The organism is Pseudomonas sp. No.21 (assembly GCF_054558415.1).
Genome location: NZ_BAAJNO010000002.1, coordinates 245,560 through 257,958, shown reverse-complemented (window position 1 = coordinate 257,958; position 12,399 = coordinate 245,560). Strand labels below are relative to the sequence as shown.

Below are 12,399 nucleotides of genomic sequence, written 5' to 3'. Positions count from 1 at the left end.
CGCACACCGGCCGAGAGCAGAACATGAAAGACACCATTCGCCAGCTGATCCAGCAAGCCCTGACACGTCTCGCCAGCGAAGGCGTGCTGCCCGAAGGCCTGGCCCCCACCATCCAGGTGGAGAACACCAAGGACAAGACCCATGGCGACTTCGCCAGCAACATCGCCATGATGCTGGCCAAGCCCGCCGGCCTGAAGCCGCGCGACCTGGCCGAGAAGCTGATCGCCGCCCTGCCCCAGGACGACCAGGTGAGCAAGGTGGAGATCGCCGGCCCCGGCTTCCTCAACTTCTTCCAGAACACCCAGGCCCTGGCCCAGCGCCTCGACGCCGCCCTGGCCGACGCCCGGCTGAACGTGCGCAAGGCCGGCCCGGCGCAGCGCGTGGTCGTCGACCTCTCCGCCCCCAACCTGGCCAAGGAGATGCATGTCGGCCACCTGCGCTCCACCATCATCGGTGACGGCGTGGCCCGCGTGCTGGAGTTCCTCGGCGACGAGGTGATCCGCCAGAACCACGTGGGCGACTGGGGCACCCAGTTCGGCATGCTGCTGGCCTACATGCAGGAGCAGCCGGTGGGCAGCGATGCCGAGCTGTCGGACCTGGAAGGTTTCTACCGCGCCGCCAAGAAGCGCTTCGACGAATCCAGCGAATTCGCCGACCGCGCCCGCGAGCTGGTGGTCAAGCTGCAGGCCGGCGATGAAGAGTGCCTGCGCCTGTGGAACCGCTTCAACGACATCTCCCTCAGCCACTGCCAGGCCGTATACGACCGCCTGGGCGTGAAACTGACCATGGCCGACGTCAAGGGCGAGAGCGCCTACAACGACGACCTCGCCAACGTGGTCGCCGACCTGCGCGCCAAGGGCCTGCTCACCGAAAGCGACGGCGCGCTCTGCGTGTTCATGGACGAGTTCAAGAACGCCGAAGGCGACCCGCTGCCGCTGATCGTGCAGAAGGCCGGCGGCGGCTACCTCTACGCCACCACCGACCTCGCCGCCACCCGCTACCGCAGCGGCGTGCTCAAGGCCGACCGCGCCCTCTACTTCGTCGACCAGCGCCAGGCCCTGCACTTCCAGATGGTCTTCGCCGCCGCGCGACTGGCCGGCTTCGTGCGCCCCGAGTTCGAGATGGAGCACATGGGCTTCGGCACCATGAACGGCGCCGACGGCAAGCCCTTCAAGACCCGCGACGGCGGCACCATTAAGCTCATCGACCTGCTCGACGAGGCCGAAGAGCGCGCCTACGCCCTGGTCAAGGAGAAGAACCCGGAGCTGGACGAGGCCGAGCTGCGCCAGATCGGCCGCGCCGTCGGCATCGGCGCCGTGAAGTACGCCGACCTCTCCAAGCACCGCACCAGCGACTACAGCTTCAACTTCGAGCAGATGCTGAGCTTCGAGGGCAACACCGCGCCCTACCTGCTCTATGCCTACACCCGTACCGCCAGCGTGTTCCGCAAGCTGGGCAAGGGCATCGACGAGATCGGCGGGCAGATCGTCCTCGCTGCCGAGCAGGAGCAGGCCCTGGCGGCCAAGCTCGCGCAGTTCGCCGACATCCTCAACAACGTCGCCGCCAAGGGCGTGCCGCACATCCTCTGCACCTACCTGTACGACCTGGCCGGCCTGTTCTCCAGCTTCTACGAGAACTGCCCGATCCTCGCCGCCGAGGACGAAGCCACCCAGCAGAGCCGCCTGCGCCTCGCCGCGCTGACCGGCCGCACCCTCAAGCAGGGCCTGGAGCTGCTCGGCCTGCAAACCCTGGAACGCATGTAACGGACTATGGCGAAGAAGAAAGCAGCACCCAAGCGCGGGGCCAGCCGCTACCAGGCGCCGCCGAAGAAGCCGGTGCCCGGCTGGGTCTGGCTGGTGATGGGCCTGGTCATCGGCGGCTTCGTGGTCATGCTGATGAAGCTCGAGCCGGGTCGCGACGACATCCGTCGCACCAAGCCCGAGCAGCAGGCGGCGAACGGCAAGCCGACGCCGCGCCCGCAACCGGGTGGCCAGCCGCAAACCCAGGCCACGCCGGAACCGGCCAAGCCCAAGTACGACTTCTACACGCTGCTACCGGAATCCGAGGTCATCGTGCCGCCGGACGCCCTGCCCAAGGACCCGCCGCCGACGCCCCCCACCCAGCCGGTGACGCCCGAGGAAGCGGCGAAGATCGACGCCGCCCGCGCCGAGGCCGCCCTCGCCGGCCAGGTGCCGCCGCCCCCACCCACCGTGGCCAAGGCGCCGGTGACCCAGTTCTTCCTGCAGGCCGGCTCGTTCCGCAAGAAGGATGACGCCGATCGCGTGCGCGCGCAGATCATCCTGCTGGGCCAGAACGTCCAGGTGGAGTCCGGCACCGTGCGCGAGGAAACCTGGTACCGCGTGCTCGTCGGCCCCTTCGCCAGCCGCGAGCAACTGGCCGGCGCGCAGAAACAGCTGGCCGGCAGCGGCTTCGGTAATCTCCTGTTGCAACAACGGCAGGTACGCTGATCGGCCAATCGCAGGCGCGCGGTTGAAAAGCCGCGCCGCCTCCCCCATCTGGGTTTCCATTCGGGCATTTCGCCCCGCTGCGTGGAGACTCCCCCCTTGACCACCATCGTTTCAGTCCGCCGCAACGGCAAAGTCGTCATGGGCGGCGACGGCCAGGTTTCCCTCGGCAACACCGTGATGAAAGGCAACGCCAAGAAGGTGCGCCGCCTCTACCACGGCCAGGTCCTGGCCGGCTTCGCCGGTGCCACCGCAGATGCCTTCACCCTGTTCGAACGCTTCGAAGGCCAATTGGAAAAACACCAGGGCCACCTCGTCCGCGCCGCCGTCGAGCTGGCCAAGGACTGGCGCACCGACCGCTCCCTCAGCCGCCTGGAAGCCATGCTCGCCGTGGCCAACAAGGACGCCTCGCTGATCATCACCGGCAATGGCGATGTGGTCGAACCCGAGCACGGCCTGATCGCCATGGGCTCCGGCGGCGGTTTCGCCCAGGCCGCGGCCACCGCGCTGCTGCAGCGCACCGAGCTGTCCGCCCGCGAGATCACCGAGACCGCCCTGAACATCGCCGGCTCCATCTGCGTGTTCACCAACCAGAACCTCACCATCGAGGAGCTGGACGCCGCCGAGTGAGGCCGTCCAGACCGGAGTTTCCGTACATGTCCATGACCCCCCGCGAGATCGTCCACGAACTCAACCGCCACATCATCGGCCAGGACGACGCCAAGCGCGCCGTGGCCATCGCCCTGCGCAACCGCTGGCGGCGCATGCAGCTGCCGGTCGAGCTGCGCGCCGAGGTGACGCCGAAGAACATCCTGATGATCGGCCCGACCGGCGTCGGCAAGACCGAGATCGCCCGCCGCCTGGCCAAGCTGGCCAACGCGCCCTTCCTCAAGGTCGAGGCCACCAAGTTCACCGAAGTGGGCTATGTGGGCCGTGACGTCGAATCGATCATTCGCGACCTGGCCGATGCCGCCGTGAAGATGATGCGCGAGCAGGAGATGCACAAGGTGCGCTTCCGCGCCGAGGACGCCGCCGAGGACCGCATCCTCGACGCCCTGCTGCCGCCGGCCCGCAGCGGCTTCGGCGACGAGCCGCAACGCGAGGACTCCAACACCCGCCAGCTGTTCCGCAAGCGCCTGCGCGAAGGCCAGCTGGACGACAAGGAGATCGACATCGAAGTGGCCGAAAGCCCCGCCGGCGTCGAGATCATGGCCCCGCCCGGCATGGAGGAGATGACCAGCCAGCTGCAGAATCTCTTCTCCAACATGGGCAAGGGCAAGCGCAAGAGCCGCAAGCTCAAGGTCAAGGAAGCGCTGAAACTGGTGCGTGACGAGGAAGCCGCGCGCCTGGTCAACGAAGAGGAACTCAAGGCCCGCGCCCTGGAAGCGGTGGAGCAGAACGGCATCGTCTTCATCGACGAGATCGACAAGGTCGCCAAGCGCGGCAACGTCGGCGGCGCCGATGTCTCCCGCGAGGGCGTGCAGCGCGACCTGCTGCCGCTGATCGAAGGCTGCACCGTCAACACCAAGCTGGGCATGGTCAAGACCGACCACATCCTGTTCATCGCCTCCGGCGCCTTCCACCTGTCCAAGCCCAGCGACCTGGTGCCCGAACTGCAGGGCCGCCTGCCGATCCGGGTCGAGCTCAAGGCGCTCTCGCCCGAGGACTTCGAGCGCATCCTCACCGAGCCGCATGCCTCGCTGACCGAGCAGTACAGCGCGCTGCTGAAGACCGAAGGCCTGAACATCGAGTTCGCGCCCGAAGGCATCAAGCGCCTGGCCGAAATCGCCTGGCAGGTCAACGAGAAGACCGAGAACATCGGTGCCCGCCGCCTGCACACGCTGCTGGAGCGCCTGTTGGAGGAAGTCTCCTTCAGCGCAGGCGACCTGGCCGCCCAGCACGACGAGAAACCGATCCTGATCGACGCCGCCTACGTCAACAGCCACCTCGGCGAGCTGGCGAAGGACGAAGACCTGTCGCGGTATATTCTCTAAAGTTCAAAGCCTGAAGCGGGAAGCCTGAAGAAGGAGCCCTTCCCGCCTCAAGCTTCAAGCTTCAAGCTTCAAGCTTCAAGAACCGCTGACACCCGGACTAGCACCCATGCGCCTGCCAACGTCGATCCAACTACATAAAGCCTCCCGCACCCTGGTGCTGGGCTATGGCGATGCGCGCTACAGCCTGCCCGCCGAATTCCTGCGGGTGCATTCGCCGTCGGCCGAGGTGCAGGGCCACGGCAAGCCGATCCTGCAGTATGGCAAGGCGCGGGTCGCGCTCACCGGCGTCGAACCGGCGGGCAACTATGCCCTGAAACTGGTCTTCGACGATGGGCACGACAGCGGCCTCTTCACCTGGGATTACCTCTTCGAGCTCGCCACCCGCCAGGACGAACTCTGGAAGGACTACCTGGAGCAGCTTGCAGCCGCCGGCCGCTCCCGCGATCCCGACGAAAGCGTCGTCCGCCTGATGCTCTGATCCGGTGCACCGGCCAGCCCCCTTCTGGCCAGGCCGCACAAGGTTAGAGCGCATTTTCTAGAACCCCGCGACATACTCCCTCCGCGCGCGCCCGTCCCCGGGCCAGCTTGCGCAAATCCACAAACTCGGGTAACCAAGAACTGGCAGGTTCCATGCATTTGGCAACCACAGGTTCATAGAAATCGGCGAAGTTCTCTTCGCACCCCCGGTAACCCGAGCAGTACCAGGCACGCTTAACTGTCCCGTACAGCAGTCACCCGGTATCCGCCTCTGGACAATGGAGCGTCGTAGATGAGCAACAAGAACAATGAAGACCTGCAGCGACAAGCCTCGGAGAACACCCTGGGCCTGAACCCGGTGATCGGCATCCGTGGCAAGGATCTGCTGACCTCCGCGCGCATGGTCATGCTGCAGGCCATCAAGCAGCCCTTCCACAGTGCCAAGCACGTCGCCCATTTCGGGGTCGAGCTGAAGAATGTCCTGCTCGGCTCCTCCGCCTTGCAACCCGAAGCCGACGACCGTCGCTTCGCTGACCCGGCCTGGAGCCAGAACCCCCTCTACAAGCGTTACCTGCAGACCTACCTGGCCTGGCGCAAGGAACTGCACCAGTGGATCGAGCACAGCGACCTGTCCGCATCCGACACCAGCCGCGGCCACTTCGTGATCAACCTGATGACCGAAGCCATGGCCCCCACCAACACCATGGCCAACCCGGCGGCGGTGAAGCGCTTCTTCGAGACCGGCGGCAAGAGCCTGCTCGACGGCCTCTCGCACCTGGCCAAGGACCTGGTGAACAACGGTGGCATGCCCAGCCAGGTGAACATGGACGCCTTCGAGGTCGGCAAGAACCTCGCCACCACCGAGGGGGCGGTGGTGTTCCGTAACGACGTGCTGGAGCTGATCCAGTACAAGCCCATCACCGAGCAGGTGCACGAGCGCCCGCTGCTGGTGGTGCCGCCGCAGATCAACAAGTTTTACGTCTTCGACCTGTCCCAGGAGAAGAGCCTGGCGCGCTTCAACCTGCGCAACGGCATCCAGACCTTCATCGTCAGCTGGCGCAACCCGACCAAGGCCCAGCGCGAGTGGGGCTTGTCGACCTACATCGAAGCGCTCAAGGAAACCATCGAGGTGGTGCTGAAGATCACCGGCGCCAAGGACCTCAACATGCTCGGCGCCTGCTCCGGCGGCATCACCACCGTCGCCCTCCTGGGCCACTACCAGGCGATCGGCGAGCACAAGGTGCACGCCTTCACCCAACTGGTCAGCGTGCTCGACTTCAACCTCGACACCCAGGTCGCGCTGTTCGCCGACGAAACCACCCTGGAAGCCGCCAAGCGCCGCTCGTACCAGTCCGGCGTGCTCGAAGGCAAGGACATGGCCAAGGTCTTCGCCTGGATGCGCCCCAACGACCTGATCTGGAACTACTGGGTGAACAACTACCTGCTCGGCAACGAGCCGCCGGTGTTCGACATCCTCTACTGGAACAACGACACCACGCGCCTGCCCGCGGCCTTCCACGGCGAGCTGGTGGAGATGTTCAAGACCAACCCGCTGACACGCCCCGATGCGCTGGAGGTCTGCGGCACCCCGATCGACCTGAAGAAGGTCACCTGCGACTTCTTCTGCGTCGCCGGCACCACCGACCACATCACCCCCTGGGAAGCCTGCTACCGCTCCGCCCGCCTGCTGGGCGGCAAATGCGAGTTCGTGCTGTCCAACAGCGGGCACATCCAGAGCATCCTCAACCCCCCGGGCAACCCCAAGGCACGCTTCTCGACCAACAGCGAAATGCCGGTGGACCCGAAGGAATGGCAGGAGAACGCCACCAAGCACGCCGACTCCTGGTGGTTGTACTGGCAGGCCTGGCTGGCGGAGCGTTCGGGCAAGACCAAGAAGGCCAGCTTCACCCTCGGCAACAAGGCGTACCCGGCCGGCGAGGCATCGCCCGGGACCTATGTCCACGAACGTTGATCGCGCGGCTCGCGCATTGCTGCCCTGGCACCCGGACGTGCCGACCAGGCCCACCGCCAAGACCGGCGGCGGCCTGAACCAGGCTTGGCCTGGCGCTACAGGGAGGCCCCTCGCGGGTGCCTCCCGTCGTTTCAATCCATAGGGGCCAGCGCATGCCGCAACCTTTCGTCTTCCGCACCATCGACCTCGATGGCCAGACCATCCGCACCGCCGTCAGGCCCGGCAAGGACCACCTGACACCGCTGCTGATCTTCAACGGCATCGGTGCCAACCTCGAGCTGGTGTTCCCCTTCGTCCAGGCGCTCGACCCGGACCAGGAGGTGATCGCCTTCGACGTCCCCGGTGTCGGCGGCTCGTCCACCCCGAGCAAGCCCTATCGCTTCCCCGGCCTGGCCAAGCTCGCCGCACGCATGCTCGACTACCTGAACTACGGCCAGGTCAATGCCATCGGCGTGTCCTGGGGCGGCGCCCTGGCGCAGCAGTTCGCCCACGACTACCCCGAGCGCTGCAAGAAGCTGATCCTCGCCGCCACGTCGGCCGGCGCGATCATGGTGCCCGGCAAGCCCAAGGTGCTCTGGCGCATGGCCAGCCCGCGTCGCTATATCCAGCCGTCCTACGGCGTGCACATCGCGCCGGACATCTACGGTGGCGCCTTCCGGCGCGACCCGACCCTGGCGATGGCCCACGCCAGCAAGGTGCGCTCCTCGGGCAAGCTCGGCTACTACTGGCAACTGTTCGCCGGCCTCGGCTGGACCAGCATCCACTGGCTGCACCGCATCCGCCAACCGACCCTGGTCCTGGCCGGCGACGACGACCCGATCATCCCGCTGGTGAACATGCGCATGCTCGCCTGGCGCATTCCCAACTCGGAACTCCATGTCATCGACGACGGCCACCTGTTCCTCGTGACCCGGGCGGAGACGGTGGCGCCGATCATCATGAAGTTCCTCGCCCAGGAGCGTCAGCGAGCGATCATCCATCCGCAGCCCATGCAACTGCGCAATCCCTGAAACCCATGCGCGCCGGCGGCTCCGCTCCATGATGGGGCGGAGCCAGCGCATTCGCCCCTCCAGGAGCCGTTTGTAACGAACTTGAATTTCCAGCGCAGTAGTCTGGAATGCACCTATTGCGCTCAGTGGTACGAGCCTTGCCTAACCCTCCTTGACGACGGATTGATTACGGAGTGTTGCCCCCATGCGAGAGAAACAGGTGTCGGGTGCCTTGCCGGTCCCCGCTAACTACATGAACGCGCAGAGCGCGATCGTCGGCTTGCGAGGCAAGGACCTGGCCTCCACCGTCCGCACCCTTGCCCTGCAGGGGCTCAAGCACCCCGTGCACAGCGCCCGGCACGTGCTCGCCTTCGGCGGCCAGCTCGGCCGCGTGCTGATGGGCGACACCCCGCACAAGCCCAATCCCCAGGACACGCGCTTCGCCGATCCCTCCTGGAGCCACAACCCGTTCTACCGTCGCGGCCTGCAGGCCTACCTGGCCTGGCAGAAACAGCTCTACGCCTGGGTCGAGGACAGCGACCTCAGCGACGATGACCGCGCCCGCGCGCGCTTCGTCCTTGCCCTCGTCAGCGACGCCATGGCGCCGTCCAACAGCCTGCTCAATCCCCTGGCGGTCAAGGAGCTGTTCAACACCGGCGGCCTGAGCCTGATCAACGGCGTGCGCCACCTGTTCGACGACCTGCTGAACAACAACGCCATGCCCAGCCAGGTCAGCAAGCAAGCCTTCGAGATCGGCCGCAACCTGGCCACCACCACCGGCTCGGTGATCTACCGCAACGAGCTGCTGGAGCTGATCCAGTACAAGCCGATGAGCGAGAAGCAGTACCTCAAGCCCCTGCTGATCGTTCCCCCGCAGATCAACAAGTTCTACATCTTCGACCTCTCGCCGGAGAAGAGCTTCGTCCAGTACGCGCTGAAGAACGGCCTGCAGGTGTTCATTGTCAGCTGGCGCAACCCCGATGCCCGCCACCGCGAATGGGGCCTGTCCACCTACGTGCAAGCGCTGGAGCAGGCGGTCGACGTGGCCCGCTCCGTCACCGGCAGCAAGGACGTCAACCTCATGGGGGCCTGTGCCGGGGGCCTGACCATCGCGGCCCTGCAGGGCCACCTCCAGGCCAAGCGCCAGCTGCGCAAGGTCAGCAGCGCCAGCTACCTGGTGAGCCTGCTGGACAGCCAGGTCGACAGCCCCGCCGCACTCTTCGCCGACGAGCAGACCCTGGAGGCGGCCAAGCGCCGCTCCTACCAGCAGGGCGTGCTGGATGGCCGCGACATGGCCAAGATCTTCGCCTGGATGCGTCCCAACGACCTGGTGTGGAACTACTTCGTCAACAACTACCTGCTGGGCCGCCAGCCACCGGCCTTCGACATCCTCTACTGGAACAACGACAACACCCGCCTGCCTGCGGCGCTGCATGGCGACCTGCTGGATTTCTTCAAGCACAACCCGCTCACCCGCGGCGGCGCGCTGGAAATCTGCGGCACCCCGATCGACCTGCAGAAGGTCACGGTGGACAGCTTCAGCGTCGCCGGCATCAACGACCACATCACCCCCTGGGACGCGGTCTATCGCTCGGCACGCCTGCTCGGCGGCGAGAGCCGCTTCGTGCTGTCCAACAGCGGACACATCCAGAGCATCCTCAACCCGCCGGGCAACCCCAAGGCCAACTACCTGGAGAACGGCAAGCTCAGCTCCGACCACCGCGCCTGGTACTACGACGCGAAGAACGTCCAGGGCAGTTGGTGGCCCGAATGGCTGAGCTGGATACAGGCGCGCTCGGGGGAGCAGCGCGAGACCCTGGTCGCCCTCGGCAACCAGGCCCACCCACCCATGGAGGCAGCACCCGGCACCTACGTGCACGTGCGCTGAAGACGTTCGGCTGGCCGGGGCACACCCGGCCGGCCGCATGCACCGACGACAAGAAGACTGGATGAAGACCCGAGACCGGATACTCGAATGCGCCCTGATGCTGTTCAACCGCGAGGGCGAGCCCAACGTCACCACCCTCGAAATCGCCACCGAACTGGGCATCAGCCCGGGCAACCTCTACTACCACTTCCACGGCAAGGAACCCCTGGTGATGGCGCTGCTGGAGCGCTTCCAGGATGAGCTCGCGCCCCTGCTCGACCCACCCGAGGACGTGGAGCTCGGCGTCGAGGACTACTGGCTGTTCCTGCACCTGATCGTCGAGCGCCTGGCGCAGTACCGCTTCCTCTTCCAGGACCTGTCCAACCTCGCCGGGCGGCTGCCCAAGCTGGCCCGTGGCATGCGCAGCTGGCTGAACGCCCTCAAGCGCACCCTGGCCTCGCTGCTGGCACGGCTCAAGGCGCGGGAGCGACTGGTCAGCGATACCGAATCCCTCGGTCAGTTGGTGGAGCAGATCACCCTGACCCTGCTGTTCTCGCTCGACTACCAGCGCATCCTCGGCAACGAAGGGGAAGTACGCCTGGTGGTGTACCAGATCATGATGCTGGTGGCCCCGCACCTGCAGGACGAATCGCGCCAGGCCGCCGAACGCATGGCCCGGCGTTATCTGGAGGCCTGAAACGCAAACGCCCGGCGCAAGGCCGGGCGTCTGTGGTCCCTGGAGATCAGGACTGGCTTGGCGTGCTCGCCGGAGCGGCCGGTGCCGGAGTGGCGGCCGGGGTGCTCGGTGCAGCGGCCGGAGCCGGGGTCGCGGCCGGGGTCGCCGGCTTGGCGGCTGCCGGTTTCGGCGCAGCGGCTTTCTTCACCGCAGGCTTCTTCGCAGCAGGTTTGGCAGCGGGCTTCGCCGCAGGCTTGGCAGCGGCTGCGGGTTTGGCCGCCGCCGGCTTCGCCGCAGGTTTGGCTGCTGCCTTCGCAGCGGGTTTCGCGGCCGGCTTCGCAGCAGGCTTGGCGGCGGCCTTGGCTGCCGGCTTGGCAGCGGCGGTCTTCGCTGCAGGCTTCGCAGCGGCCTTCGCGGCCGGCTTGGCTGCCGGTTTGGCGGCGGGCTTGGCAGCCGGTTTGGCCGCAGCGGTCTTCGCAGCCGGCTTGGCAGCAGGTTTCGCTGCTGCCTTGGCGGCAGGTTTCGCTGCTGCCTTGGCGGCAGGTTTCGCTGCTGCCTTGGCGGCAGGCTTGACCGACTTGGCGGAGACGCCGGTGAGCTTCTCGATCTGCCGGGTCAGGCTGTCGACCTTGCTGTTCAGGTCCTTCACTTCGTTACGGCTGGGTACGCCGAGACGGGAGATGGCACTGTTCAGGCGCTTGTCGAACGCCTCTTCCAGCTCGCTCCACTTGCCGATCGCCTTGTCCTTGACCTCATCGACCTTGGACTTGGCGGAGCCGACGCGTGAACCAACGCGGGACTTGACCGCATCGACCTGCTTGTCGACTTCGGTCTTGGCCTGTTTTTCAGCCTTCTCACCATCCTTGACCAGCGCATCGAACAGCTTGGTGCCGTCGTTGCTGACCTTCGAGTAGGCCCCCAAGCCAGCCAGCCAGATCTGGCGCGAGTATTTCTCGATCTCGCCGATCCAGGAGTTGGTTTCTTTCGTGGTTTTTTTCTTACCAGCCATCCTGCTCTCCTTATTTGGTTCGCGCGACGTGCTCGAGCAACGCGCTCAGCTCGTCAAGCTTAGCAGAGAGTGCCTCAACGTCCTGTCGCGAGGGAATACCCAGGCGATTGAGGGCGACGGCGACACGGTTGTCGAACGCTTTCTCGATCTTGTCGAGCTGCACTTCGACCTTTTCCTTCACGCCGGTGACCGAGCCCTTGACGCTGCCCTTCACCGAATCGATCTGGCTGTTGGCGGCTTCGACGCGCGCATCGACGGCCTTGCGGCCCTGCTTCTCGACACCCTCGCCGGCCTTCACCAGGTCACGCAGGTAGTCGGCACCTTCCTGCCCGGCCTTGGCGTAGGCACCCAGGCCGGCCAGCCAGATCTTGCGGGCATAGAGACGGACATCGGAAAGGACGGTGGTCTTGCTTGCTTCGACTTTCTTCTTGACGACGGCTGCTTTGGCCATGGTGCACCTCACTCGGATAATGGAGGACTCGCCCTTTCTCAGGGCTTGGGGTGCACGTTAGCGAGGAAAATTAGAAACCGCATACTAGCCGCGGGTAGGGTTCGGTCGGCCGGGACGCCGCGTGGAGTCCATCATGGCGAAGCCGTTGCGACCCCACCGGAACCGGCATCCCCGACGGGGCAGGGATGCCGCTGGAACACTCAGACCAGGTACTCGTCCAGCGCCTTCTCGATCTCGCGCTTGATGCTGCCGCTCATGGCCGAGAGCAACAGGCCCAGCTTCACCTCGACGTTGACCTTGTCGTCGCTGACCTCGATCTGTCCGTCGGCGCCGCTGCGCTTGAACTCCAGGGTGTTGCCACGCCACTGGTAGCGCACGTCGTACTCGCGGGCCAGGCGCTCGGCGAGTTGCTCGGCCTTGGCCCTGACAGCGGTGCGACCCAGGCTGTGGGAACGTTCGACATTGATGCGGGCCATGGGCCAACTCCTGACTGCGACTT

General features: G+C 65.9%; 12 protein-coding genes. 9 read left to right on the top strand and 3 right to left on the bottom strand.

Annotation, left to right across the window (positions count from 1 at the left end):
* Positions 1–23: 23 nt before the first annotated feature.
* From argS to ACYJSS_RS03890, 9 genes are all read left to right on the top strand, one after another.
* Complete coding sequence (gene argS, locus ACYJSS_RS03930) at positions 24–1,763, top strand: arginine--tRNA ligase (protein ID WP_111262823.1); 1,740 nt, start codon at positions 24–26, stop codon at positions 1,761–1,763.
* 6 nt (positions 1,764–1,769) lie between these two features.
* Positions 1,770–2,468 (top strand): SPOR domain-containing protein, encoded by a 699-nt coding sequence (locus tag ACYJSS_RS03925; RefSeq protein WP_111262822.1) that lies wholly within the window; start codon positions 1,770–1,772, stop codon positions 2,466–2,468.
* A gap of 96 nt (positions 2,469–2,564) precedes the next feature.
* Positions 2,565–3,095, top strand: a complete 531-nt coding sequence (gene hslV / locus ACYJSS_RS03920) for an ATP-dependent protease subunit HslV (RefSeq protein WP_031288432.1) — start codon at positions 2,565–2,567, stop codon at positions 3,093–3,095.
* A 26-nt stretch (positions 3,096–3,121) separates the two neighbouring features.
* Positions 3,122–4,459: an ATP-dependent protease ATPase subunit HslU gene (gene hslU / locus ACYJSS_RS03915; RefSeq protein WP_043245825.1), complete on the top strand. Its 1,338-nt coding sequence runs from the start codon at positions 3,122–3,124 to the stop codon at positions 4,457–4,459.
* Positions 4,460–4,565: 106 nt separating this feature from the next.
* Complete coding sequence (locus ACYJSS_RS03910; protein WP_236204350.1) at positions 4,566–4,937, top strand: gamma-butyrobetaine hydroxylase family protein; 372 nt, start codon at positions 4,566–4,568, stop codon at positions 4,935–4,937.
* A gap of 291 nt (positions 4,938–5,228) precedes the next feature.
* Positions 5,229–6,908 (top strand): class II poly(R)-hydroxyalkanoic acid synthase, encoded by a 1,680-nt coding sequence (phaC, locus tag ACYJSS_RS03905; RefSeq protein ID WP_111262820.1) that lies wholly within the window; start codon positions 5,229–5,231, stop codon positions 6,906–6,908.
* A 152-nt stretch (positions 6,909–7,060) separates the two neighbouring features.
* Positions 7,061–7,918, top strand: coding sequence for a poly(3-hydroxyalkanoate) depolymerase (phaZ, locus tag ACYJSS_RS03900; RefSeq protein ID WP_111262819.1), 858 nt, complete (start codon positions 7,061–7,063; stop codon positions 7,916–7,918).
* 184 nt (positions 7,919–8,102) lie between these two features.
* Entirely contained in the window at positions 8,103–9,785 is a 1,683-nt protein-coding gene (phaC, locus tag ACYJSS_RS03895; RefSeq protein WP_236204351.1) for a class II poly(R)-hydroxyalkanoic acid synthase, read from the top strand.
* Between the two features lie 61 nt (positions 9,786–9,846).
* Positions 9,847–10,461, top strand: coding sequence for a TetR/AcrR family transcriptional regulator (locus ACYJSS_RS03890; RefSeq protein WP_111262817.1), 615 nt, complete (start codon positions 9,847–9,849; stop codon positions 10,459–10,461).
* A 46-nt stretch (positions 10,462–10,507) separates the two neighbouring features.
* Here the strand turns inward: ACYJSS_RS03890 and ACYJSS_RS03885 are convergent, their stop codons facing one another.
* From ACYJSS_RS03885 to ACYJSS_RS03875, 3 genes are all read right to left on the bottom strand, one after another.
* Complete coding sequence (locus tag ACYJSS_RS03885; RefSeq protein ID WP_236204352.1) at positions 10,508–11,449, bottom strand: phasin family protein; 942 nt, start codon at positions 11,447–11,449, stop codon at positions 10,508–10,510.
* Positions 11,450–11,459: 10 nt separating this feature from the next.
* Complete coding sequence (locus ACYJSS_RS03880) at positions 11,460–11,900, bottom strand: phasin family protein (protein ID WP_111262815.1); 441 nt, start codon at positions 11,898–11,900, stop codon at positions 11,460–11,462.
* Positions 11,901–12,100: 200 nt separating this feature from the next.
* Entirely contained in the window at positions 12,101–12,376 is a 276-nt protein-coding gene (locus ACYJSS_RS03875) for a polyhydroxyalkanoic acid system family protein (RefSeq protein ID WP_111262814.1), read from the bottom strand.
* Between the last annotated feature and the right edge of the window lie 23 nt (positions 12,377–12,399).

Bases quoted from the DNA above. Each gene is read 5' to 3' on its own strand.
- phaC (WP_236204351.1), top strand. From the start codon at position 8,103: ATGCGAGAGAAACAGGTGTCGGGTGCCTTGCCGGTCCCCGCTAACTAC.
- ACYJSS_RS03910 (WP_236204350.1), top strand. From the start codon at position 4,566: ATGCGCCTGCCAACGTCGATCCAACTACATAAAGCCTCCCGCACCCTG.
- ACYJSS_RS03875 (WP_111262814.1), bottom strand. From the start codon at position 12,376: ATGGCCCGCATCAATGTCGAACGTTCCCACAGCCTGGGTCGCACCGCT.
- ACYJSS_RS03885 (WP_236204352.1), bottom strand. From the start codon at position 11,449: ATGGCTGGTAAGAAAAAAACCACGAAAGAAACCAACTCCTGGATCGGC.
- argS (WP_111262823.1), top strand. From the start codon at position 24: ATGAAAGACACCATTCGCCAGCTGATCCAGCAAGCCCTGACACGTCTC.
- phaZ (WP_111262819.1), top strand. From the start codon at position 7,061: ATGCCGCAACCTTTCGTCTTCCGCACCATCGACCTCGATGGCCAGACC.
- phaC (WP_111262820.1), top strand. From the start codon at position 5,229: ATGAGCAACAAGAACAATGAAGACCTGCAGCGACAAGCCTCGGAGAAC.
- ACYJSS_RS03925 (WP_111262822.1), top strand. From the start codon at position 1,770: ATGGCGAAGAAGAAAGCAGCACCCAAGCGCGGGGCCAGCCGCTACCAG.
- hslU (WP_043245825.1), top strand. From the start codon at position 3,122: ATGTCCATGACCCCCCGCGAGATCGTCCACGAACTCAACCGCCACATC.
- ACYJSS_RS03890 (WP_111262817.1), top strand. From the start codon at position 9,847: ATGAAGACCCGAGACCGGATACTCGAATGCGCCCTGATGCTGTTCAAC.
- ACYJSS_RS03880 (WP_111262815.1), bottom strand. From the start codon at position 11,900: ATGGCCAAAGCAGCCGTCGTCAAGAAGAAAGTCGAAGCAAGCAAGACC.